The sequence below is a fragment of the Brevibacillus nigriterrae genome, from assembly GCF_049846925.1.
Classification (GTDB): Bacteria; Bacillota; Bacilli; order Brevibacillales; family Brevibacillaceae; genus Brevibacillus_H.
In genome coordinates, this window is the sequence record NZ_JBNCMT010000008.1 from 69,476 (window position 1) to 94,676 (window position 25,201).

General features: G+C 43.8%; 20 protein-coding genes. 6 read left to right on the forward strand and 14 right to left on the reverse strand.

The window, feature by feature from the left end:
• Positions 1–4 precede the first annotated feature (4 nt).
• From ACPW7N_RS08020 to ACPW7N_RS08035, 4 genes are read right to left on the reverse strand one after another with little or no spacing between them, the layout of a single operon-like run.
• Positions 5–730: a 4'-phosphopantetheinyl transferase family protein gene (locus tag ACPW7N_RS08020; protein ID WP_425650531.1), complete on the reverse strand. Its 726-nt coding sequence runs from the start codon at positions 728–730 to the stop codon at positions 5–7.
• Complete coding sequence (locus tag ACPW7N_RS08025) at positions 727–5,934, reverse strand: SDR family NAD(P)-dependent oxidoreductase (RefSeq protein ID WP_425650532.1); 5,208 nt, start codon at positions 5,932–5,934, stop codon at positions 727–729. The genes ACPW7N_RS08020 and ACPW7N_RS08025 overlap by 4 nt, the downstream gene beginning before the upstream one ends.
• A gap of 28 nt (positions 5,935–5,962) precedes the next feature.
• A complete protein-coding gene (locus ACPW7N_RS08030; RefSeq protein ID WP_425650533.1) occupies positions 5,963–6,442 on the reverse strand; it encodes a hypothetical protein in 480 nt (159 codons plus the stop codon).
• Between the two features lie 41 nt (positions 6,443–6,483).
• Entirely contained in the window at positions 6,484–11,262 is a 4,779-nt protein-coding gene (locus ACPW7N_RS08035; RefSeq protein ID WP_425650534.1) for a beta-ketoacyl synthase N-terminal-like domain-containing protein, read from the reverse strand.
• A gap of 525 nt (positions 11,263–11,787) precedes the next feature.
• Here ACPW7N_RS08035 and ACPW7N_RS08040 point away from each other — a divergent pair.
• Positions 11,788–12,348 (forward strand): pyridoxamine 5'-phosphate oxidase family protein, encoded by a 561-nt coding sequence (locus tag ACPW7N_RS08040; RefSeq protein ID WP_425650622.1) that lies wholly within the window; start codon positions 11,788–11,790, stop codon positions 12,346–12,348.
• A gap of 292 nt (positions 12,349–12,640) precedes the next feature.
• On the opposite strand, the gene ACPW7N_RS08045 is transcribed toward ACPW7N_RS08040, so the two are convergent.
• A complete protein-coding gene (locus ACPW7N_RS08045; RefSeq protein WP_425650535.1) occupies positions 12,641–13,405 on the reverse strand; it encodes an SDR family oxidoreductase in 765 nt (254 codons plus the stop codon).
• A gap of 175 nt (positions 13,406–13,580) precedes the next feature.
• On the reverse strand, positions 13,581–14,015 hold the full coding sequence (locus ACPW7N_RS08050) for an SRPBCC family protein (RefSeq protein ID WP_425650536.1): 435 nt from the start codon (positions 14,013–14,015) through the stop codon (positions 13,581–13,583).
• A gap of 285 nt (positions 14,016–14,300) precedes the next feature.
• Here ACPW7N_RS08050 and ACPW7N_RS08055 point away from each other — a divergent pair, with 285 nt between their 5' ends.
• The gene (locus ACPW7N_RS08055; RefSeq protein WP_425650537.1) at positions 14,301–14,774 is read left to right on the forward strand and encodes an SRPBCC family protein; all 474 of its coding nucleotides are present in this window, start codon (positions 14,301–14,303) and stop codon (positions 14,772–14,774) included.
• A gap of 70 nt (positions 14,775–14,844) precedes the next feature.
• On the opposite strand, the gene ACPW7N_RS08060 is transcribed toward ACPW7N_RS08055, so the two are convergent.
• Both ACPW7N_RS08060 and ACPW7N_RS08065 read right to left on the reverse strand, forming a co-directional pair.
• Positions 14,845–15,330 (reverse strand): HIT family protein, encoded by a 486-nt coding sequence (locus tag ACPW7N_RS08060; protein WP_425650538.1) that lies wholly within the window; start codon positions 15,328–15,330, stop codon positions 14,845–14,847.
• Positions 15,331–15,578: 248 nt separating this feature from the next.
• Complete coding sequence (locus tag ACPW7N_RS08065) at positions 15,579–16,361, reverse strand: SagB/ThcOx family dehydrogenase (protein ID WP_425650539.1); 783 nt, start codon at positions 16,359–16,361, stop codon at positions 15,579–15,581.
• 131 nt (positions 16,362–16,492) lie between these two features.
• On the opposite strand from ACPW7N_RS08065, the gene ACPW7N_RS08070 reads away from it, so the two are divergent.
• On the forward strand, positions 16,493–17,368 hold the full coding sequence (locus ACPW7N_RS08070; protein WP_425650540.1) for a LysR family transcriptional regulator: 876 nt from the start codon (positions 16,493–16,495) through the stop codon (positions 17,366–17,368).
• 46 nt (positions 17,369–17,414) lie between these two features.
• Here ACPW7N_RS08070 and ACPW7N_RS08075 read toward each other — a convergent pair whose 3' ends face one another.
• A complete protein-coding gene (locus ACPW7N_RS08075) occupies positions 17,415–17,864 on the reverse strand; it encodes a hypothetical protein (protein ID WP_425650541.1) in 450 nt (149 codons plus the stop codon).
• 382 nt (positions 17,865–18,246) lie between these two features.
• Between ACPW7N_RS08075 and ACPW7N_RS08080 the strand changes: the two genes are divergently transcribed.
• From ACPW7N_RS08080 to ACPW7N_RS08090, 3 genes are all read left to right on the forward strand, one after another.
• Positions 18,247–18,591: a DUF6572 domain-containing protein gene (locus ACPW7N_RS08080; RefSeq protein ID WP_425650542.1), complete on the forward strand. Its 345-nt coding sequence runs from the start codon at positions 18,247–18,249 to the stop codon at positions 18,589–18,591.
• A gap of 136 nt (positions 18,592–18,727) precedes the next feature.
• The gene (locus ACPW7N_RS08085) at positions 18,728–18,880 is read left to right on the forward strand and encodes a hypothetical protein (RefSeq protein ID WP_425650543.1); all 153 of its coding nucleotides are present in this window, start codon (positions 18,728–18,730) and stop codon (positions 18,878–18,880) included.
• A 792-nt stretch (positions 18,881–19,672) separates the two neighbouring features.
• Positions 19,673–20,197 carry a GNAT family N-acetyltransferase gene (locus tag ACPW7N_RS08090; protein ID WP_425650544.1) on the forward strand — a complete coding sequence of 175 codons (525 nt, stop codon included), beginning with the start codon at positions 19,673–19,675 and terminating at the stop codon, positions 20,195–20,197.
• 63 nt (positions 20,198–20,260) lie between these two features.
• Here the strand turns inward: ACPW7N_RS08090 and ACPW7N_RS08095 are convergent, their stop codons facing one another.
• The 5 genes from ACPW7N_RS08095 to ACPW7N_RS08115 form a co-directional block, all read right to left on the reverse strand.
• Positions 20,261–20,902, reverse strand: a complete 642-nt coding sequence (locus ACPW7N_RS08095) for an NUDIX hydrolase (RefSeq protein WP_425650545.1) — start codon at positions 20,900–20,902, stop codon at positions 20,261–20,263.
• A gap of 81 nt (positions 20,903–20,983) precedes the next feature.
• Complete coding sequence (locus ACPW7N_RS08100) at positions 20,984–22,513, reverse strand: MDR family MFS transporter (protein ID WP_425650546.1); 1,530 nt, start codon at positions 22,511–22,513, stop codon at positions 20,984–20,986.
• A 53-nt stretch (positions 22,514–22,566) separates the two neighbouring features.
• On the reverse strand, positions 22,567–23,205 hold the full coding sequence (locus ACPW7N_RS08105; protein WP_425650547.1) for a DsbA family oxidoreductase: 639 nt from the start codon (positions 23,203–23,205) through the stop codon (positions 22,567–22,569).
• A gap of 100 nt (positions 23,206–23,305) precedes the next feature.
• Entirely contained in the window at positions 23,306–24,232 is a 927-nt protein-coding gene (locus tag ACPW7N_RS08110; RefSeq protein ID WP_425650548.1) for a type II secretion system F family protein, read from the reverse strand.
• 4 nt (positions 24,233–24,236) lie between these two features.
• Positions 24,237–25,199, reverse strand: coding sequence for a type II secretion system F family protein (locus ACPW7N_RS08115; RefSeq protein WP_425650549.1), 963 nt, complete (start codon positions 25,197–25,199; stop codon positions 24,237–24,239).
• Positions 25,200–25,201 lie beyond the last annotated feature (2 nt).

Consider the following 25,201-nt stretch of genomic DNA (forward strand, 5'->3'; position numbering starts at 1 on the left):
AGTGTCACTCTCCCAGTAACATGATGATAACCTGCCCTGATTCTATGGAAAAATAACCATCCAAAATCCATTGTTTTGACTGTCCACTGTTATCCTTAGTGATACGACATACTGCCTGAAATTGCTGTTGGAAGAAACCAATTTTTTGATCTGGTTGTCGATGTCTTAACGGAATAATTTGTAGCATAGGGAGTGCCTGACGTAATCCGACACCCATCCATTTGAGAAAAGCTTCTTTTGCAGCGAATCCAGAGCAAATAGCAAGAGGATGAGTATGCTCAACCCCAAGCCACTCTGCCCATCTGTACAGTTCTTCTTTATGAAATACTTCCGCAATAAAGGCATTGCTGTATGGTTCAATCGTGACATTATCGATTCCGATTCGGATTCGCGAAACTGCGGCATATGCCTTTTGATCTGCATGGGTTATTGATACGTGTAATGAGGAATCAGAGGGCAGACTGAGTGCTGCCCCTTCATCCAAATGAACAAAAGGCTTCCCTGCTTCTTCTCCCATTTCATTCCGAAAAATGGATGGCACAACATGATCTGCAAGCGACAAATACGTGCGGATCGCCTGTTTTGCGGCGATTCTCCCAGCAACGAAATCATCCATTCTTTTTTGCGTTGCTTTATTCCCGAGCAATGCCAACTCTTGTTCTGTCAGGTATCGATAAGCATCTATTATTTGCACCACCTGACAATAAGCAAGTGAATAATCCGTACTCATCGGTCGATCCTTCTCGAAAGGAAGCTTTTCAGTTCCATAATCGTATCCCCATTTTCTCCACTGACAAAAATATCAAAGGTGATGTCTGTACCTTCTTGATGCATAATCTTACCGTAAACTTTCACCTGTTCTTCAGCACCTCTTTTTCTACCAAGCAGTACCGTTCCGATGGAGATAGGCAAGCTTACCTGTGCTGTATGAAAGGAATCCATGCTTGAGGGAATTTGCATAGCGATATCGACCAGGAACGGATCGACCTGAAAATGAGGGTCACTGGTAAAGGAAAACAGCTTGCGATTGTTTGGCGGTGCAGCGACAGCCATACATTCGTTCTCGTTCATCTTGTACTCACTGCCCCGGCAAAAGAGCGGCCCAATTTGCAAGGAATCACGACGCACGCTGTAATTAATGCTAGAGTAGGAAGCACCCTCAACCACAGGAAATTGCCTTTTGCTAAGGTTTGGCTGCTGTTTGGTAAAGACAAAGTTCGCTTGGGCGTTCACTCGATCTTTTTGCAGAATTCTTCCTTTGGCTTTCACATCAGTAAGTGCTTTAACGTATAGTTTCCTCGTATTCTCGTTGGTTTCTATCACATCGGCTTCTGCTCGAAGAACGACTGGTCGTGCGTCAAACAATTTCGCCGCGTGAATGACTTCAAAATCCTGAATCTGTTGAAGCGACCACCCTGGGGAAGCAATAGCAGCGGTTTCTGCGAGTAGTTCCAGATAGCAGACCATGGGGAGTATCGGAATTTGGTCAAGACAGTGCTGCTCCAAATAACGATCCTTTTGACCAGCGACCGTACGTTCAACCACTACCTTCTCCGGAGTTTTTTCAACCAATCGGTCGATAAGCGGCCAATCGCCAGCGCTGACCGGAATACCATTATCTCGAAATGGCAGAGAACGCTCTTCTTTTCCATCTGCTTCTGCTCCCTCAAATGGCCATTTTCTCAGGAAGTCTTCCCGAACATTCAGGCATTCTTTGTCCCGCCCAACAGTCAACTCGCTGATGAACCAATGTACCCCTTCTTCTGGTGTGGTAAACGGCACCCCATTTTCTTTCAATACGTACGTAATTGCCGTGTCAGAAACGGCTGCCCCGACTGACTCCCATGCTGTCCAGTTAAGAGTTACATGATGGACGGGATGTTTTCTTTGTCTGCATTTCGCAACCAACAGCGCTGACATCAAGGCATTGGCAGCACTATAATCTGACTGACCTTTATTACCAAATCGACCTGCACCTGAACCAAAGCAAACAATTGAACGCAACGGAATATCTTCGGTTGCCTCCAGTAAATTGCACAACCCAATTACCTTTGTGTTTACCGTGTTTGTAATCATTTCCTTGGTCTTTTTGGGGATAATTGTTGACCACTCCACCATAGCCCCATGAATAATTCCATCCAATCGACCATGCTTCTGCATGATCTGATTGATTAAACCTTTTACTTGGCTGGCATTCGTAATATCACAAACCTCATAAGAGATGCCCATTTCTTTCATTTTGCGCAAATTCTGATAGAGCTCTCGTTCATTCGCCATCCGACTGAATGTTTTCCTGAATTGCGCAAGGTTCATAGACGGGTCTGTCTGACGCTGCTTTACCATTTGTTCTCGTTCAAAAGCTGCAAATTCGATCTGAGTCAATTCCAGCCATGGGGCTGTCGGATCCTGTATTTGTGTCCGTCCACAGACAATGACCTTTGCTCCCAAAAGGGATAAAGCAGTTGCGCACTCTAACACAACCCCTCGACCGCCGCCTGAGAAAAGATAGACGTCTCCCTTTTGAATCTTGCGAGCCAATGGAGTTTGCTCGTGAAAGTTGGCGTTTTTATGATGAACAACGAAGCGTCTGTCAGTATATGCTACTTCAACTCTCTCATTACCGTCCTCGATTTCTTGCACAACAAGTGATAATACGTTGTCTGTTGATTCATGTGCAGGGAAATCTATGATTTTTGCCAAAACAGCAGGAAGTTCATGTTTGAGTGATTTTAATAATCCTTGCGTGAACGCACCCAGGACATTCCCTTCGTCGCAATCGGTTAGTCCGAGATTTCCTCCCAGACAAGTAACAGCAATGTAGCAGGTCGATAAGGGTTCTGCCTGTTCGAAGCGATCATAAAAATACCGCAGAATCATATAGGTGAAATCACTTGCCCGATCAATCTCACTGGCAACTTGCTCAGCCGAAAACCCGACAATCCCGGGTCTTTCTTCAAGCATACGAAGATCAATGACTCCAGCTAATTCACCATTTTTTTGTTCCCACTTCTGGAGGTTCGCAGTAAATACATCTTCAGTAATTTCCAAAGCTTGGTGTATCGTCAAAACTGTGGCTCCACGCTCTTCCAACGCACTTTTACAGGAAATCCATTTATCGGTTGAATCCTGAATAAGCAGGAGTCGTTTTCCACGCAAAGGAAACAATGCCTTTCTCTTTGGTAACGATACGGGGATTAACTCCACGGTAAACCGATCTGATCGCTGATGATGTAGAGGACGAAGCAAGGGTTGGGTTAATAGAGCTGGCAACTCTTTGTTATTTTCCTGCCATTCCTCCATCACAAGAAAATAGTTAATTCCACCCATCCCAAATGAGCTCACACCAGATCTTCGTATTCGGTCTTGCGGACTGCTCCAAATTCTTGATTCCGTTGCGAGATTGGGAAGTAATCGTTTTGATCGAGCATCTGTATTGCTTGGAGGAATAATTTTTTCATGTAGTGAAAATGCGGTTTTGATTAAGCCAACCATTCCTGCGGCAGAGCTGAGGTGGCCGATTTGAGATTTGACCGCACCGATGGAATACGGGGTATATGCATGCCGTTGACCAAAGACCGTTTGATAGGTTTGGATTTCCGTATCATCGCCAACACGAGTTCCCGTGCCGTGAGCTTCTACATGATCAAGTTCATCTGGTCTGATATCTGCCTGCCATAAAGCCTTCTCGATGGCACGTACCTGCCCTTTCGTACTAGGCGCAAGCACTGACGTTCCCTTCCCATCGCTGGAACAACCGATCCCTCGAACGACAGCATAAATCTGGTCTTGATCCCGAACAGCATCCGACAATCGTTTGAGTACAACGGCTCCCGCACCTTCCGAAGGGACGAATCCGTTGGAATCCTGATGGAAGGGAGGAACTCCGTTCGTTGAGAGCGCTCCTAAAATACCCAGAGAGAGATTGTATTCAGGCACCAGATGATGGGCGACGCCTCCAACTATTACTGCTTCTGCCTGATTCGCACGCAATCGTCGGATACCCATTTCAACTGCTGCAAGGGAAGAAGCACATGCAGCATCTACTGAAAGGATTTGCCCTTCAAGACCGAGTGCTTTTGCCGTATAGTGTGCATTGGTAATACCTGAACTTGCTAACAGAAAATCGTAATCAAGCCTGTTTTCCTGTTTGAACTGGGTTAATAGACCATCAACGATCGCAAAGATTTCTTGATTCGATAGATTTTGCTGCACAAGAACACTTCGAACTCGCTTGATATAATCTGTGAAAAACGTCAGCTTGTTTCTGGTAATCTCAACTTCACGAACAGGCAATTGCCCGCTAATGACGCTGATTCGTCTTTTGCTGCCATTTGATTTGATAAGACCTGCTTGTTCTGCCGCCTCTACACTGCTCAGGATGGAGAAAATCACTCCTCCATCCAACCGTTTGACTTCCTCTCGGCAAAGTCCCCATGCTTCAGGATCGTATTCAGGTACCTGTACTACTCCTGCCAGTTTCGACGGAGCATAGGAGCGGAGTTTTTCACTCGTGCCGATTACCTCGTCATAACTCCACTTCCACTTCGGCATATCGCCAATGCTTCGATAACCCAATTTCGTGTGCTTCCAAAAAGTGCTGCTGTCTTTTGCGCCTGGGACGATTGCTCCCATACCGACAATGGCTATTGGTTCAGAGAAAGAGGCTGAAGTGGGAATCTTTCTTTTTGGTGAATTACTCAATATGGCATGAAAGGCAAGCGGAGCGATCCCAACGTCACTGATTGCATGAAAGCCTGATTCACCTGATCCGTTCTGAAATGTGAGAAGTGCTTTGACAAGGGCAATCATTCCTGATGCTGCCTGTAAAAATCCAATATGCGGGACAACGGATGTTACTGGGATTGCTGCTTCTGATCGATTTGTTCGATATACATGGGAAAGCCCTTGTAATTCAGCTTTTTCCCAAAAGTTCAGACCAGCATTTCTGGTTTCGATCATCTTCACTTGAGTAGCATTTGTCCCAGCTTGCTGCAATGCTTGTGTGGCTGCAAATACTGTGGCATTTGTAATATGTTGTTCGTTGGTGAGGTCTGGTATCATCGCAGAAGCGATTCCGTCGATAAATCCATATACTCTTCGCTCACCGATGTCGTCTTCTCGCATGAGTACGAGTGCCACCCCTCCCTCCCCTAAGGAAGGAATTTGTTTGGCAAAGGTGGCTTCACCGACATAATCCAGTATCGTAGCTGCTGTTATTAGTGGGGATAGACCCGCAACCAATGCAAATTCACAAGATTTTTGTTGCAGTGCGAGAACTGCTTCTTCGATTGCTGCCAGTGAACTGCAAATCCCGGCATCGATGGCAAGATGTCCTCCCTGCATGTCATACAGGTTGGCAATTCTTCCTGCAACAATACTTGCTGAAGTAGTCATGGTGTCAGGAAGAATGGGCGGCGTCATTGCTTCATGTATAGACGATACTTTTTCACAGATTTCATTCGTTTTATCCGCATGAGATCGGTTCAATACATTCTCCAAAATGCGGCTAAACTCTCCTTGCCTGATTCTTGGCCCATGATCGGTGTCTGGTGACGGACCAAGGGTGTTGGAGGCCACATAAATTCTTCCTTGTGAAGCAAGCCTCGATCCAATCATAATGCCAGCTTCTTGCAGGGCTTCGTGCATGATACAAAGCCCCACCTTTTCCATTGGATGCATATGCCTTATCTGATCCGGGGGAATGGGCAACTCTCGAAAATTGATTTTGGGAACCTCAACAAAACCACCACGTAGTTGCCCTTTTACCTCGATATCCCAGCATGTTCGGTAAAGCTCTGTATCAAATCGTTCTGTTGGAATAGGTTCGAGCTCATCCCTGCCGGTAGAAACCAACTCCCAGAACTCCTGCAACGTACTTGCACCAGGTACTTTACAAGCCATACCGACAATGCCGATTCTACTTTGAACACTCACTTTTGTACCTTCTTTCCCTGATCCTGCTTTAATTAAAGAATCGTTCGCCTCTTATGTCTTCCCAACGAGCAAGCAACCGCCCATCTCGGGCATGGAGAATCGCATCACCACGATATTGATTGTGTGTAGCTGATAAGCGTTCGAAGAGTACGAAAAACTCATCTATTTCATCCCAATCACACAAACACTCGATCTGTTGAATACTGCTTACACTCGTTGTTCGCCCGTACTGTTCCATCCAGACAGAAGCTGCCACAAAACAAACAGCTTCCGATATATTTTGAAAACGTTCACTGAGCGGTGCAACCGTACTTCCGGTGTATTTGACTTTTGCCAGCCAATTTTGGGTACCATCAGGTTCAATCCATTCCAAGACGAACGGGTGATTCACTGATGCCCCGCTATACTCTTTTTCCAAAGGCAGATGATCCCGGTTGACTTGTTGATCCATATATCGAATCGTTTCTGCCATATCGAAGCAAAAACGATTGTCTACAGGTAGAGACATAACAACCCATTCATCCAATCCGGCCAGGAGCGTAGGGGGCTTTATCTGAAAAAAGCTGGTTGTTTCGCTCCAGACTGAACTTCCACCATACGTTTTGTAAAGTAGCTGATGACTTTGCCCAACGTATGATAATCTCGAACTCGGAAGCCTTCCTCCTGCTCCAACCCAAAGTGTTGTCTCGCATCTGCCAATATTGCAACTTGCTTTACGGTATCGATCCCAAGATCGGCTTCCATATCCAAATCGAGGTCAAGCATATCTTCTGGATACCCAGTACGTTGCACCATCAGAGAAAGCAATACTTTGGTTACCTCTTCACGGATACTGTTCTCATCACGAAGTTGAGGCTGCGGTTGTTGGGTTGGCTCAGGAACAGCGACTGGTTTTGGCTGATGGATTTGGTTCTGCATGACTACTGGTTCTGCATGATGATTTGATACTGGTACTTGATTCGGTACGGGAACTTGAACCTGCTGCAGTGTTTCCACAATTTGTCTTACAGGTGTTTCCATATTCTCTAGGGATTTTGTCTGCAAGAATGCATCGATCATATCTCTCAGCGATTTCAAAAATAACAAATCAGCAGTTGCTATCTCTTTATTCATTTCATTTACAAGTTTCATTTCTTCTCCTACTCTCTTCTCTTGTGATTTTATTGGGGTTAATTGTCCTTTTCCGTGTACGAACAGAAACGCAAGGACTCGATAGACTTGCTCAATTTCTCCAATTTTGGGATGCAGTGATGCTTGCACAAAGAAATCTTTTCCTTCCAATGTTTCGGCAATGAAAGAGCTAACGGCCCACTTTGGCCCGCATTCTACAAAGAGACTGACACCACTTTCATAAGCAGTTCCAACCGCTTGCCTAAGCCGAACGGGTTCCACAAACTGGCTTTCCAAGAGCATTGGATAGTCTTGCACAGGCAAATTTCGCAGATCGTTTCCAGTAATGGTTGAAATCAGATTGTATTTCGGTTGATTAAATTTACATGCATCAAGCGTTAGTCGGTACTGTTTGCGAGCATGGGAAATCATCATCGAATGATATCCATGAGATACGGGAAGTAAATCTGCCTGAATCCCATTTTTTTGATAGATTCGACGTAGTTCCTGTACAGTTGTTGTTTCTCCTGAGACAATGCACATCTTCGGACTGTTATCTGCGGATATTTCACAATAACCGTCCACTTCTCTGAAATACTTCCTGGCTTTTTCAGCCGAACAATAAATGGTCATCATTTTGCCTGGGTCTGCCGTTTGCAAGGAAAGTACAGACATCGTCCGCTCACGTACTGCTTTCAGCGCATCTTGAAGCGACAGTGCTTCTACAGCGACCAACGCAGCTAATTCTCCCGCACTTTGACCGATGGCTGTATCGAAATTCAGACCGTAAGATCGCAATAGGGTAAAAATGGCACAATTTACGGCAAACACGGCGCAATGAATATCTTCATCCGTTTGCTGGAATTGTTCTGGTGAATCGGTGAAAAAGGTTGCTGTCAGCGATTTGCCACTTAAAGCTCGGTATTTTTCGTCAACCTCTTTCATGAATTCTGCAACTACAGGGAACCGTTTCATGACGTCTCTGATCATGTTGGGATATTGAACACCCTGCCCTGGAAAAACCACCCCTACTTTTGCATGCGGGTCAACTTTCCCTGTGAATACACCCTGTTGTCGTAGAAAATCAGGGCTGATCCCCTTGGAGATCGCTGTCGCAAGGAGCTTCGCCTTGCGTGCCAATTCCTGCGGATGATTAGCAACGATGGCTACACGGTAACCATCACACTTATCCAGATTGATGGCATCTTGCATTTCCTTGAGTCTAGTGAAATAGCTTTCGTCCGATACCTTTTCTATGTCTTTTGCAAGTGAGAGCATTTGATCCACACACTCACCAATACAGGCTCCCTCAACTGTTGCAATTGGCAACCTATCAGGCAGTTGTTGTTTACTTGAGTCACTCTCTATCACAGATTGAGCAGGGCGATATTCCTCCAGAATCATGTGACTGTTTGCCCCACCTAATCCAAAGCCGCTTACACCTGCTCTACGAGGTTGGCCGTCAGAGGTCTGCCACTCTTCACATTGAGTGACAACCTTGATGCTTCCGTTCGTGCCCTCGATTTTCGGATTTAGAATTTCCACATTGATTGATGGCGGAATGATTCCTTCTCGCAGTGCAAACACTGTCTTGATCACAGCAGGTACCGCAGCCGCAGCCAACAGGTGCCCAATATTTGATTTCACAGAACCGATTCGCACGGGTCTGATCCGATTGGCGCCGTATGCCCTTTCGATCGCTTCTACTTCAACTGCATCGCCCATCGTCGTGCCAGTTCCATGGCACTCTACGTAATCTACTTGGTCAGGGCTAATTCCTGCCTGCTGCAAAGCTTGAATCATTGCACTGGATTCCCCATCGAGTGACGGGGCGAGGATGGACCCGCTTTTGCCATCTGATGTACTGGCGACAGAACGAATCAGTGCATGAATCTTTTGACCATCTCGAACTGCGTCTGACAAGCGGCGAAGAACAAAGAATCCAACTCCTTCACCAGGGACAAAACCATCGGCATGAGCATCGAACGGCCGAATGCGCTCGGCTGATAATGCTTGAATTCCACATCCACCTACATAAAACTCAGGAGTCATATCCGCGTTAATGCCACCTACCAAGACAACATCGCTTTTCTTGTGGCGAAGCGATTGAACTCCGACCAGGAAAGATGAGTGTGTCGAACAGCAAGCAGAATCAGTCGTTAGTTGGCTTCCTTTAAAATCAAAGTGCTTGGTGATTCGTCCAGCAGTAAGCCCACCCAGATAGCCTTGCAGTGTATCTTCTGTTATTTCAGGAAGTTTGGATAGAAATTGCTGTTTAGCTTCATCAAGAATCGCTTTTCGTACAGTGGTTGGTGTTGCATATGCCATCTCATTGAGCGCATCCGATATCACATCGTGAACTTCCTGATAATTCACTCGTATATCTGCCGCAAGTTTTTTGTTTTGATAAGGCAAAAATCCAACCATCACAGAAACTTTCTCCCGGTTCCAGTTTTCTGGATCATAACCGGCATCCTGAAGCGCATGCTCCGCCGAAATCAATGCAAGATAATGAGATTGATCGATCGAAGCTGCCGACTTCGGCGGGATTTTCCATTTGAAAGGATTGTGATCTTCAAGGGATAGGAATCCACCCTTCGTGGAATACGTTTTCTTCGGGTTTGTTTTGGAATCGTCGTAATAGTAGCTGGAATCAAATCGTTCGATTGGAATATCGATGATGGAATCCTTCCCTTGCAACAGATTTGACCAAAAGGCGTGCTCATCTTTTGCGTCAGGAAACATACCCGACATTCCAATAATTGCAATAGGCTCGTTGTCATCTGTTGTGTACCGATGAGCCTTACTAATCGCATACTCCTGAGAATAGGCTTCCAAGACCGCATGATAATTCGTTCCACCAAATCCAAATGAACTTACTGCTGCACGACTTGCGGTTGCCTTGTCATGTGCTGCCAGGTTTATCGGTTTAGTTGGAATCATAAAGGGTGTTTCTTGTAAGTTCATCAGTGGATTCGGCGTATCAAAGTGGATTTGTGGTGGAATTTGACGTTGATGAAGGGTCAATACGGCTCGCAAAAGTCCTGCTGCTCCTGCTGCAGCTCCCAAATGTCCAATGTTTGCTTTTACTGATCCAAGCGCAATTTGACAGGATGCTGGTTGTTGATGAAAACTGGCTAATGCCTTAATTTCACTGACATCTCCGACTTGTGTCCCTGTGGCATGACACTCAATATAGCTGATCGTTTTTGGATCGATTCCTGCTTCCTCATACGCACGTTTCATTGCGAGTGATTGGCCGACATGATCGGGCGCCACCATAGACTTCCCGCTGCCGTCAGAGGAACTGCCGATTCCTTTAATGACAGCGTAGATTTGTTCGTCGTCTCGTATCGCATCTTCTAATCGTTTTAAGGCAAACATGGCTGTTCCTTCACCGAGAAGCGTTCCATCGGCAGCAGCGTCAAATGAACGAAGAATTGATTGTGAGAGGCTCCCCAATTTGGCAAAAGCAATCAAATTGAGTGGTGTGAGAATCTCGCTGGCTCCACCGACAAGGGCAACATCTACACTTCCCTCCACCAAAGATCGAACGCCAACGTCCAGAGCTGCAAGCGAGGATGAATAGCCGGCATCAATCGAGACATGCGGACCTCTGATATCGAAGTATTGAGCAATCCGTCCACAAGCTACACTTGCCAGAGACTGCACAATAATGTTTTCATCGGCTGCTGAACGCAAATTTCGATTCAATTTCTCTTCAATCGATTCAATGACTCGTTCTTGCAAATCTACGGGTAAAGACTGAAATCCAGAACTCGTCGTCAAAGCGTGAAGCATGGCATCCTTATGAATTTGGATGCAGGTATCTTTTTGCCAACTGGAGCCATTCGATCCAATGTAGATCCCCGTCCGTTGTTTCGGCAAAACCTTGAGCTTCTCCAATGCCTGTGTTCCCGCATCGAGGATCATGAACTGCATCGGGTTGCTTGTTTTTACTTCGGATGGCGGAATGCGGAATCGTTTCCAGTCAAATTCATAATTCTTGATCGCTCCTGCTGTTATGGTGTAAGACTTATCCGCCTCATTTTTGTCTTTGCTGTAAAACATGTTCCAGTCCCATCGGTTATGAATATCGAGTGGCCGTAATGCCGTATGTCCGTTGATATTGTTTTCCCAGAATTGTGTTGGTGAACATGCATCCGGGAGAATACATCCCAATCCCACGATGGCAATGTCAATTTGGTGCTGACTCACCCTGAATACCTCCTAAGTGCTCCTGATTCCAATTTCTTCATTTTTTCCACCTGAAGTTTTTGACGTAAATGAAGAATAACAGCGATTAGGGAGTTAATTCAGTAGTTCAGTTCACAAAAAAATGTTTATTATCCACAATTTCCCTTCATCATTTTTTAGATTGTTTTTTCGCCTATCTACAGAAAAAAGCCAGTCAAAACACAAATTTACTGTGTTTTACTAACTTTTAATCTCTCCATTGCGTGTAACCAATCTCTGCCAAATGCGTCTCTACATTCAAAAGGAGTGAACAGAAATGTCCAACTTTATAGAATCCAGTGATATCATATTATTTGTAATTGTACTCGTGTGGACTTGGATCCTCCTATTGAAGTCAGTTCAACCTAGTTGGTTAAGGTACGTACTAATCGTCTCTGTTATTTTTTTTAGCATTTTTGGTTTTTTTACATTCTTCGCAGATCAATCACACCCCGTTGGTCATTAGATAACACATCAATCAATAAGCTACAGAAGAGGTGATTTATGATGGGTAAGCTTTTTCCTTCTTTGCTGCCTGAACATGAAGAATTTATTACTAAGCAACGAATATTTTTTGTTGGGTCCGCTCCACTTGATAAGGAAGGTCACATCAATATTTCTCCAAAGGGATATGATGTGTTCCGCATTTTCTCGACGACAGAAGTTGCCTATTTGGACCTTACCGGCAGTGGGAATGAAACAAGCGCACATATTCTTGAAAATGATAGAATCACCCTCATGTTTATTGCTTTCGAAGGTCCGCCAATGATCTTGCGACTTTATGGAAAGGGCCGATCTATCTTACCAGAGATGCCGGAATGGGAAAGTATCTCTAAACAATTTTCTCTTCTTCCTGGCACACGCCAAATTATTTACGTGAACTTGCATGCAGTGAAAACCTCTTGTGGTTATAGTGTACCTTTCTACTCATTTGAGGGGGAGCGCAATTCACTGCAAAAATGGGCTACTACCAAGGGAGAGCAAGCTCTTACAGAGTATCGTAAAGAAAAAAACGCTAAAAGCATGGATGGAATCATTACACACATCGGTCAACAACTTCATCCTTAATCGTATTTTTTCAGGGGGTACCAATAATTTTTACTACTTTTTTATGCTATTCAAAATGACTAAGCTTGCTTTATAGTTTGTTCTTTTTTTCTTTCGCAAAAAGTATCTCAGATCTGTTATTTCATTTTTCTTGCCTTTGCTCTACACGACACCCAACTGAGAAACTTTCATAGCAAACATTGATGCGTGGATGATATTTGGAAGTTTGTATGCGGTCGTTGCATTTTTGGGCAGTCTTCTAAAAAAGGGTTCAAAAGCCTAGCTCTAATGCTAGATTTTTGAACCCGTTAAACTACAGTTTCGATCCACCACTTGCATCAATCAACTGACCGGTTACCCACCTACTATCCGGCGAGGCAAGAAAAGCCGCAATTCCCGCCACATCTTCAGGTTCTCCCCATCTGTTGAAGGTGGAAAGTCCTGCAGCGTACTTCTGTCCATCGGGATTTTGCAATGTACCTGCATTCATCTCCGTGTTTATAATGCCTGGCAGGATAGCGTTTACCGTAATGTTACGGCTTCCGAGTTGCTTGGCCAAGGCAAGTGTAAGTGTGTTAATTGCTCCCTTCGATATGCTGTAGGTGAAAACACTTGGCGAGGCCGCACGTGTAACAAACGACGAGATATTGATGATCCGGCCCTCATCTTTTAAGCGTGGCAAAGCATGTTGGATAACAAAAAGCGGTGCTTTGACATTAATGTTCATGACCTCGTCAAAAGATTCTTCTGTAGCATCCTCCAAGGTCAAAATTTGCCCAATTCCAGCATTGTTCACAAGAATATCAAAACGATTATCCCCTGTCCGTTTCTGTAGAGCTTCATCCAATGCAGTATATAAATCGCGAATGCCGTTTAGCGTACGCAAGTCAGTACCAATTGTGAATGCGGCTCCTCCACTATGCTTAATCTCATGAACGACTTCCTCAGCTTCATTTTGTCTTCTTCCATAGTGGACTGCGACTAACGCGCCCTCATGTGCCAGACGTAACGCTATACCTCGACCGATCCCTCGGCTTGCCCCTGTTACTAAAGCAATTTTACCTTTCAACCTACTCATTCCCTCATCTCCTTGTTTGAAATTCATGTAAATCGTATCACAAGGTGGATTTCGGAATGTTGCTCTCTCATTCGACGATGCTTTCATCTATTCTAAATCACGTATGCCCTGCTTGGCGTACATTGCAAAGCGCATGCCGATATCGGCATGCGCTTTGTAAGGCTGCGAAAGTTTCTTATTCTTCTTTCGCAGTTTCTGCATATTTTTTGAAATTATTTAAAATCGCTTGCCATCCTGCTTGCTGCATCTCGATGGCGTTGGTCTCTTCAGCTTCGAATGATTCGATGATTTTTGTGTCGTTATCTTGGCGAATAAAATCAATCTTCACTTTTCTACCGTCGGCGATCGAATAAGAGATTCTCTCGTAAATGCTCACCTCGTCGTATACTCCGCCAAAGTCAAATCCAAAGCTGCCGTCTTTGGCTTCCATTCTGGAGACGAATTTACCACCGACCCTCAGATCATTCTCGGCATATGGTGTGTGCCAGTCATCGGAGGCATTATTCCATTGCATGATATGCTTCGGTTCCGTCCAATATTTCCACACGTTTTCAACGGGGGAATGAACGATCGTTTCTACTGTTATCGTTGCCGGATTACCTTTTCCCATTACATAACCTCCTTAAATGAAGATGTTGCTGTAAAGTAATACCATATCCAATTTTACCGTTGATACTCATGAAGTACAACTCCATAACTGTAACCTCTCTGAACAGTCCTCGCCTGACTCTCAATAGTGTCTGATGAAACACTGAATTGTGTTATATGTTATGATCAGTGGGAGAGATTGTAAATCGATGGAGCTAAGCCAGCCGCAAGCTTCCAAACATCCTCGCATACTTAGTGATTTAGGTTTGTAACATATCAAAATGAAATTCATTTTGGAGGGATGGACATGAACCAAAACAACGCAACAAACAAAATCGCAACGCAAGTAGGTGAACGCGAGATTGTAATCACCCGCGTAATTGATGCTCCACGCGATCTCGTGTTTGATGCTTGGACGAAAGAGGAGTACCTGTCGAAGTGGTGGGGACCTCGAAGTTTTACATCGACTTTTCAGAAGTTTGATATGAAGCCGGGCGGTACATGGCAGTTTATCATGCACGGTCCTGATGGCGTAGACTATCCCAACACCAACATCTTTGTCGAGATCGTAAAACCCGAGCGAATCGTCATCAAACATGCTGTGTTTCCCCATTTTCTGGCGACAGCAATCTTTGAGGACTTGGATAATAAGACTAAACTCACTTATAGCACAGTTTTTGAAGAAACTGCCGCTGTATTCGATAAGGTGAAAACATATGCCGTCCCAGGTGCCGAACAGACCATGGATCGTCTTGAAGAGCTTCTGGCAAATATGTCTTAAAAAAAGCGGCCATCCTCGGATTGCGTGTGATGGCCGCCTACTTATCACGTTATTGCGCTATCGATCCTCGTTAGCTTAACAAAGCTTTTCGCAACCTCTCTATGCAATTAATTACATACTTTATACTCTCACCATCATTCATAGAGTTTCTTGCATGGAGCAGTATTGGTCTTAAAGACTCAACCGACTTACCGAATTGCTTCATCCAGTCATACCGTGGAACCATCCAAAGATGAAAATGATGTGAAGTATCTTCATTGTAAAAATAATAAACGTGTTCAATTCCGAGTTCTGCTCTTTGAGCCTCGCGAATTTTTCGTATTAGTTGTATGTACCTGTGGGATTCTTCCTCATTTAATTCATCCATACAATAAAAATGTCGCTTTGATGCTAAGATAACCAAACCGGGGATAGGATAAGCCACATCCTGATGAGTATGGAAATACTCATCTTCGTAAATTACACCCCCAGTTGGTTCAACTAATCCACCAGTTACTGCACAACTTAGGCACTCCACTTCTACTGTGTGCCCATTGGCGAGTGTAATTTTTCTCATACTTAGTCCCCCAACATCCCAATTTACCTAATATTAGCATGAATTTATCTTGGTCTACTCAAACTAACTACCCGTAAGCGAAGAAAAGCAGCCGATTGTCCGGCTTCCTATGAGCTATTGATTCCCAATAATTGAATAACTAATCTAATATCAATTTATAAATTATAGCTAATGGAAATAGCTAAGGATTAACTTAAGCCAAATGTTGTCCAACTAGCGTAAGTAATATCATTTTCTCCTTACGCTACTTATCTAGGTCGTCTATCGTGCTTCCAACCTTTTCCGGTTATTTTGCCGACGGATGCCATCAAAACCGAGAGATGACTGGTCCCGTCAATATTCAGATACTCGTTCATGTTTTTGTCGAACCAATGGCCGATGGTGGCTACTCCCAATCCCAACCCGTTCCCGACAGTGTGAAGATTTTGTGCGACATGACCCCCGTCCCACCATATGTACCGATACGCCCGTTCTTTGTACTTATCTTCTGTACGTCCAACCACAGCAGTCCAAACAAAGTTAACAGCGGAACGGCGAGTCATCTCCTGTTCCTCTGTAAACAGATAGGCGACCTGTGATACGTCCTCTAGTTTTAACCCTTCCAAGGTCCAGCGCTCTACATCTAGGTGATACAGACCTTTTTCCAACCCATCCACGTTATTCACCAGTAGGTAGGTTTCAATGGGGTACAGGGCTCCAGCGGAAGGCGTTGTCCGAAGCTGATAACCCTCCATATTTGCAGTGATTCCCTGTGTTCCCCAGAGCAGTATGTTTAATTCGTTCAAAGAAAGTGGTTCATTGGTGAAATTACGCTTGGTACGGCGGTTTTTCAGAAGTTCCCAGAGATCCGGAGTTGCTGGAAAGTCCGGTTTTCCCAACGGGATATGCACAATAGCGTCTTCATATCGCAAATACGTAGGCGGAGCTTTGGAAAAGTCGTACTTCGCAGCCCAACCTTTTTCCAAATCGCCGACAGCGTAAGATGTTGCATGGATAAATTCATTACAGATTCTCTTCCACTCAGGATGCATGAAATATTCCTCTCCCTTTTACCTGTTGATTCACTGCTTGCAAGGTAGAGTATACGGCGCAGTATACAGTAAGTAAAATTATGCTTTATTATGTAATTAATTAGTATTTTCTAATGGTTTAAGGAGGAGACATGACACTGACGCAGTTGCAAGTCCTGATTGCAGTATCGGAGCACAAAAGTTTTACTAAAGCGGCAGAATTTTTGGGGTTTACCCAGTCGGCGGTGTCGCAGATGGTCAACAGTCTGGAGAAGGAATTGGGAATCTTGCTGTTTCACCGTAGCAGGGGCGGCATCTCCACGACCTACATCGGTGAAAGGATGATTCAGCACGCACGAGAAATTTTGCATATTACTTCTTGCATGAGAGAGGAATCACTAGCTTCCTTGGGATTGGAAACGGGAACACTTCGCATAGGCGCCATTCCTAGCGTTTCCGCTAAGGTGCTTCCTGGTTTAATTGGTTCGTTTCGGAAGCTGTTTCCTCAGATTGAGATTGTCTTGTTTGAGGGGAGCTACGAAGAGATACACAACTGGATCTCTGGCTCCGTAGTAGATGTCGGCTTTACTACCATGCCTGACAAAGAGCTACAGGCGTTTCCGTTGCTTCAGGATCGAATGAAGGTGTTCGTTTCAAACGATAGTCCGCTGAAGCACGAACCGTTTCTCACTTTCGACCAACTCAAGGGTAAATGCTTTATCATGGTTAAAGATTGCAGCATCCAAAAACTACTTCGAGAACATGGGATTACACCGAATGTCACCTTCGAAGTAAGGGACCCGGCCACGATCCTCTCCATGGTGCAAGAAAGAGTCGGAGTCACCATACTGCCTGAACTGTACATTCCGGAGGTATTGCCAAAAGTAACGGCTGTACCCCTACGACCTGCCATAACACGTGATCTTGTGCTGGTCGTACGTGACTATCAGTACGTTTCACCAGTGGCCGCAGAGTTTATTGTTCACTGTCAAAATTATTTGAAGCAGGTGGAAAAAGCTGGGCTCTGAGAGATTGAGTCCTGCTCTTTCTTGATTCACGACTTATTCTAGATAATTATTTGTTGATATTAATTGATTGCCCTTTGCCGAAACTGTTTTCTTGCTTAACTTCGTTCAAGAATCCACTGATTTCAAAAGAAAGTATATTTTTATAAAACTTTTCTTGGGATGGCAATTCATCTTTGGGGACAAGAACAGTTAATCCGACTTCTTCGTTGGGCTGTATATCTAATTTATTTCCTTGTGCTTTAAATAAAAAGTTACTTCCTTTTGTTCCGTTATCAATTTTAACTTCGTATCCCATGTAAACTGAATTTTGTTTGATAACATGAGAACTGTTGTTTTTCAATACTAAGGAATAAACAAGTTGTTTATCAGTTTCATCCAAATCTCTTAGCTCAATTTTTATTTTGTCGACATCTTCTGGTTTTATAACGGATTTACTAGTTGAACAACCTACAACAACCATAGCCAATAGAATAAATATTAAAATTCTTTTATACATCGCATTTTTAGCACTTTATCTCAATCCATTTATTGCAATATGGTTTTTCGTTAACTTTACAACCATTCTCAAAACAATAATAAGGTGAAAAATATGAAACCGATGTCTTGTGGGGCTCTATTGCACTGGGATGGTTAGTATTTTCATTTGTCTTTTTCTTCGGAACAAAATAGCCTATTTATCAAAATTGAAACTGTGCTAAATCAAATGTTTATTCCAAATTACTTCCTAATAGTTGAGAAACAGGAAAACGGTTGCTTCTACGGCAACCGTTTTGAACTATAGATTCCCTTTAGCTGAATAAGTCAATTTATCACAAGTCATATTATGTTAAGCTGATGTTGATGGGAATCTACTAAAGCTTTGCTAAAGGTGAGAACTAATGACGATTGAGCAAACCAGAGTTATTGATTTAATAGGTATAGACAATCAAACCGGTAATTGTATTTTGACTATCTCAGACCATTTGGATTGGGAAGATGAGTTATTTCACTTGTATTTGTTACAAGAAAAACTGAACTCATATCTTGCTTTTGTCGAAAGTGGAGAAATTTTCGAAACATATTCACAAGCTAAAGGTAGAAACATTAGTTTTATGATTTACTTTGCTCATGACCTTCCTGAGATAGCAGAGCAATTTCTAAAGAAGGCTCAGCATTTCGTCACAGAAGCAGGTTTTGAGCTTTGTTTTAAAGTATTTCCATCAACAGAATTTCTCTTTTATTAAGCGGTGATCCCCTTTGCTTTTCATTCACTTTCTCCCTGACTGCAAAAATATGGTTTTATTTTGTAATATGCACTACAGAGCATTATGGGAATAAATGTTATTTTCTCTATGTACTTAACAAATGGAGGTGATTATTATGAAAAAGATTTTATTCTCTGTTCTAGTTCTCACTTTTATCCTGCCGGGTGTAAGTTTTGCAGCAGAAGATCCTGTTGATGATACTCAAACGATGCTAGAGGAAAGAAATAGACCTTTAGAGCCACGCCTGCCTGTAGTGAAGCCGACATAAGGTTGAACTTCTATGTCCCGAATTTTCGGGACATTTTCTATTACCTTTCTTTTTATACTTCAGAGATCGTTAATAGTTTAACTCTAACGTGCAAACGTATAATCAAAGAATAAAAATCGTAATCGGAGGTTTGTTCACATGTCAGAAAAGACAGTCACAGTTGAATTAACAAAAGAAGAAATTGATGTCCTTCTGATGACTGGTGAGATTGATCCTCAAAAATACACCTAGGAGGACGCCTTTAGGCGTTTTTGTACACTCCTTCATATGTCCGAATTTTTTTTTCGGAATAGACTACTGAAGAAAAACATACGAAGGAGTGAAACGAAATGGTGTATCCATCACAGGCACCAACATCACCGCCTCCAAGGTCTATCCCACCTAAACCATCTAGTTCTTATATAGTAGATTGTTTGTACGAATACACTTTTGTTTGGCTCATCAATGGGGATAGGTTTTGGTTTTATCCAACACGAGTAGAGTACGGTGAAATTTCGGGTTATAGATGGAATGGATTTTATTGGGTGTTTTACGGAATCGATCCCAGATTTATTGATGAAGTTGCTTGCACTCCAACTCCTACCCTTTATTAAAAAGGTAGGGGTTTCTTCAATTAGTTCAATAACTCCAATCAATTACTAATTTTTTCGGTTTAATACTTTATTTGAATGTATGTCTTTATCTTCTCTGAACAGTAGTTTCTCAGAACAATTGAGCTCACTTGATAGGCATGCTAAACTCTAAGAAGATTATTGGAAAATTTTGAACTCACTTCCCCCAAAGGAGAATACCATGAATAATCCAATCCTTAGCCCTCGCCTGACACTCACAAAACTTGCTTCATCTGATTGGGAACTGATCCGCTCCATCTACACAAACCCGACACTTATGAAACACATCGGAACCACGATGAGCGATGAAGCAATCCGCCTTAACTTTGATAAGGAACTCGCTCCGTGGAGTCTAGAATCTACCCATTGGCTAACCTGGATCATCCGCGAAACTCCTTCTGGAAATGAAGTTGGTTTGATCAGCATTTGTACCCGGAACCGTGAAAACCTCACTGCGGAAATTGGCTTCATCATTCGAGAAGCGTACAAAGGCAAGGGTTATGCTACCGAAGTCATCAAACTGGTGATTGATTATGCAGTTGATACGTTTGGTTTCAAAAAGTTTACGGCGGTTTGTTCTGAAGAGCATATCGCATCACGCCGTGTATTGGAAAAGGCCGGAATGACCCTGGATAAAATCGTACCCGAAAGCACAGAAATCAACGGCATGCTGGTAAACGACTGTTTTTATTCTTTGGAGAGATAAGGGATTTGTCCTTAAAAAGCAAAAAAGACCCTAAGAGGTCTTTTTTCATTTCTAGCGGTTATGTTATTTGCGGATAACTTCCAGGAAGTGATGCAAAATTTTAGCGGTCAGTCCCCAGATCGTCACACCCTCGTACTCATAGAAGTAGTGAGGAATCTTTGCTTGTCGCCAGGCGTAGTTCTCTCCATTCGGGATGAGGTGGTACGGGTAATCTTCTCCTGGCTCTGGCTTCATTGCAACTTTGAATTCTTTTGGTTGCAGGGAAAGCAGAACGTCGAGTTCAATCGGAATCATCCGCTCTACTTCTGCAGGATTGGGATGAATTTCACCTACATTTTGCAGCATTCCGACAAACGGATACAGTATGAGTTGGGCATGGGAGACCAGCTTATCCAATGCCCCCAGATAATGAATGGATTCAATGGGAATCTGTAATTCTTCGCTTGTCTCTCTTTGTGCTGTCGCCCAGTAGGATGCGTCCGTCTGCTCCCACCTACCACCTGGAAAACAGATTTCTCCCGCTTGACTCCTGAGTGTATGTGCACGTTCTTGAAACAGAATAACCAATTTGTCCTCCGGTGTACGAAGGATGGGGATGAGTACACTGAACTTCTGGCAATGTTGCTCGCCGAGGATTCCAGGATGGTAGTTTTGCATCTTTTCTGTGATCTGTTGAAAGCTCACTGGTTTCATAACGTCGTCCATATCGTCATCTCCTGAAAATCGTTCTTCCTGTCCTATTCTACTATCTATTACGACGAAAGATAAGTGGATACTTCGATCAGATTATGCCCGACTGTCTGCTTTTCTTAAATCTCCCAATCCTTCTTTACTCATGAACAAAATGATGCCAACCGCAATAACGGCAGGTACCAATGTCCACAGGAAGGTTTGTGCGATGGAAGTCGATAGTGCATCTGTGATCTTCTCGAGCACGGGTGCAGGAATCTGAGCTCTAGTCTCCGGTGATAGCAAGGCACGAGGGTCATCGCTAATAGGTGATCCCTGACTTGCCCCTCCCATTGTGGCCGATAATTCACGAGTAAAAATATTGCGTTGCATAATCCCAAAAACCGTAATTCCAAGTGTCATCCCCAGCGAACGAAGGAACGTGTTGGTCGAGTTAGCCGATCCACGCTTGCGAATGTCGAAATGATGAATCGATGCCATGCTGAGTACAGAGAAGGAAAAGCCGACACCCATACCTGTAATAATCATATAAATCGTTATCATTGTTTTAGTCGTTGCAGGTGAGATCGTACTGAGCAGATACAGTCCGGTGATCAGGAAAACACCGGAGATCAACATCGTATTGCGATAACTGGTTTTCGATGCAATCATACCGCCCGTTTGGCTGGCTACTACACTTCCCAGCATCATCGGCAAGAGAATCAGTCCTGAGTTGGTTGCTGACCCACCAAGTACACCTTGGATAAAGATCGGAATGTATACTGTGCCAACGACGAACGATGCTCCGTAGAACAAAGAGACAAATGTACTCGTACCGAACAGTCGCTGCTGGAACATAGCAAACGAAATAATTGGCTCCTCTGCCCTGCGCTCAATCATAATAAACGCAGTAAACAGTACAGCAAACGACAGGAACAACGAAAGAATCACTCCTGAATCCCAGGCATACGTGTGTCCTCCCAGCTCGAGTGCAAACATCAGACTGACAACAGCCCCAACCATGGTGATCGCACCCCACCAGTCAATCTTTTGTTTCGTATGTACTGGTGATTCTTTATAAAACAACCAGATGAGTGAAAAACAGATAATTCCTAATGGCAAGTTGATATAAAATACCCAGCGCCAGTCAATATACTCCGTAATGTATGCGCCGAGAAGTGGCCCAAAAATACTGGATAATCCAAACACCGCACCGAACAACCCCGACATTTTCCCTCTTCGGTCAGGTGGGAAGATATCGAATACAATCGTAAAGGCAATCGGCATCAATGCACCTCCGCCAATCCCTTGAATGGCGCGAAAAATACTCAGTTGAACAATGTTCTGAGCCATGCCACAGAGGATGGAGCCGAGCAAAAACACGACTAAACCCATGAGAAAAAACCATTTGCGCCCGTACATGTCAGACAGCTTGCCAAAAATCGGCATCCCCGCCATCGCAGCGACCATATAGGCAGAAGTGACCCAGACGAACTTATCAAGTCCGCCCAACTCTGACACAATCGTACCCATCGCAGTTGCCACAATCGTATTATCCATGGAGGCAATCAAAATTCCTAGTAACAATCCTGCAACAACAAAGCCCATTTTCTTGTCTTGTTCCCTATTCACACTCTGTTCTGTCATTCTTTGAACCCCTTTATCCAAACGTATTTACCTATTAATACGTAGAAACTCGCTTAATCATTTTGATTTTTTTCATCTTGAAGCTGTTCGAATGCTTTATGAAAATTTTCTACAGGGTGAGCACCGGATAAGGCTAACTGATTATCCAAGACGTAAAACGGCACTCCAGTGATTTGAAGCTGTTGTGCAAGATCGAGGTCTTCCTGGATTTCATCACGCTTCTCATCTGATTCAATCGCATTTCGAACTTCAGTTGCATCGAGTCCTACAGTTGTCGCGATGGAAACCAGAATGTCTGTATCCCCGATGTCCAATCCATCTTCGAAATACGCCTGATAAAACGCTTCTACTAGTCGGGTAGCTTGATCATCAGATGCCAGCTTGATTACGGTATGTGATTTGTAAGTGTTAGGCATCTTTGCCACATGATCAAAATGGAACGTGACGCCAGATCTTCTACCTGCCTCAGTCACATGGTGAATCATCTGATCAACGACTTGCTTCCCGCCTTTGGTAGCCTCCATCGTTTCCCGAAACGGACGACCCTCAGCAGGCAAGGTTGGATCGAGAAAAAACGAGCGATACCTGATCGTTATTTCCTCCCCTTTCCACGTCGCAATGGCATCCAGCAAATGCTTCTTGCCGATTCGGCACCAAGGGCAAACCGTATCCTGAAAAACATCAATTATCATATTGATCCCTCTTTTCGTATAAGCTTTGGTTTCTTTACAGCAAAAAAAGATGCAGAACTATATTTTCCTAGTCTACATCTTTTTGTACATTTGGCAAATTTTATTTAAACGCCTGAATGAACGAAATAATCGCTGGCCCTAAAAGAACGATGAACAAGCTGGGGAAAATGAACAGTACCAGTGGAAAAAGCATTTTTATCGGTGCTTTCATCGCTTCCTCCTCGGCTCTTTGCTTGCGTTGGTCACGCACTTCCGCCGACTGAATGCGCAGTACTTGTACCATCCCGATGCCCAATTTCTCCGCTTGCAGGATGCTGCTGATCAATACCTTGATCTCTTCCTGCGTCACTCGTTCTCGCACGCCTGAGAGAGCTTCCCGTCTTGTTTTACCCAGTCGTATTTCTTCCAGACACCGATGGAACTCCTGTGAGAGGACGCCTTGCTTTTTGGATACCAGTTTGCTCAATGCCGAGTCAAACCCAAGCCCAGCTTCCAGGCTGACGGTTAACAAATCCAGGACATCTGGCAGCTCTTTCAATGCCAGATAATTGCGTGTTTTGATTTTCTGATGAATATAAAATCGCGGAAAATAAAGGGCAAAGACAATACTAACTGCGATGAGAAGAAAGGTAACTCCAGCACCTATTTGCAGTAATGCGGCATATCCCCACGAAAACAACGGAAACAACAGCAGGAAAGCAATCTGTAACAACCGGTACTCTACAGGTGTCATCCCAAACGGATTCCCTGCTTGCAGCAGTTTCATTTCCAACTTTGCTTCCTTTTCGTTTTGCATGTTTCGACGAAAGATTCTCTTTAGCTTCCGCCAGCCAAACAGGAAGAACCGCTTATACAGAGATGGCGTTTTTTCCGCTTCTTCTTCTAAAGGATTGGTGTATACAACATCCTCCTTGTCGGAAAAGAAGGTGGAAATTCTCCTTTTTACTAGCTGCTTTCTTTCCCCTTTCATCACGATCAGTGCATAGACGAGAAGTGTTGAGGTAAAGAAAAAACTGATGTATAGCATAAAATCACACCTCAATCGTCGTTATTTTGCGGATGAGTACAAATCCGATAATTCCTGAAATCAATCCACCACCCATCATGGCGATACCCACGGGATGCAAGAACAACGTACCAATATAATCCGGCTCAATCAGGTAAATGACAAAACCAAGGATTAACGGGAGCAAACCGATAACAATACCCGACAATTTACCTTGTGCGGTCAACGTGACAATTTGACGCTGAATCTTCGTTCGATCACGAATCGTTTCTACAATCTTGTCCAAAACGGTTGCCAGGTTACCTCCTACTTGTCGTTGGATCAAAATCGCCTGGATCATCAATTCCAAGTCTTCACTGGGCATGCGTTCTTTCAAATCATGCAAAGAGTCTTCAATGCTGCTGCCATATTGCATTTCTTTGAGGACGGTTTCCATTTCTTCTTTAATGGGAGAAGACGCTTCTTCGACAACGGTTTTCAACGCTTGAGGGAAACTGAACCCGGCACGCAAGGAGCCCACAATGGTCGTAATCATATCGGCGAGGCTTTCATTAAACTGTTGGATACGTTCTCTTTCTTTTTTCTTCATATACCACTTAGGCATCATGAAACCCAAGCCTGCCCCGATCAACAAAACGACGATATTGCCTGAAACAACAAACAGAATGCCACCAACTAAAGCAGTTGAAATCCATTGAAAAAGCACGTATTCCTCCGGTTTGATCGGTACTCCGGCACGTCTTAGCATCGTTTCGATTTTTTGGTTCTTGTCCTTGGTCAAAAATTGTGTACGGATTCGCTGTTTGGTGATTTGCATCTGAACAAGCAAACTGAACTTCTTGCGATCAAGTCCTTTGCTTGCTTGCAAATCAAGATAATGCTTCATTCGCTTGGTCAGTCTGCGATCGGACAAGAAGACCATTTGCAAAATTGAAATGAAAAGCAAGTAGGACGTAAAGAGAAATAAGACCAGAATGAAATATTTCATTC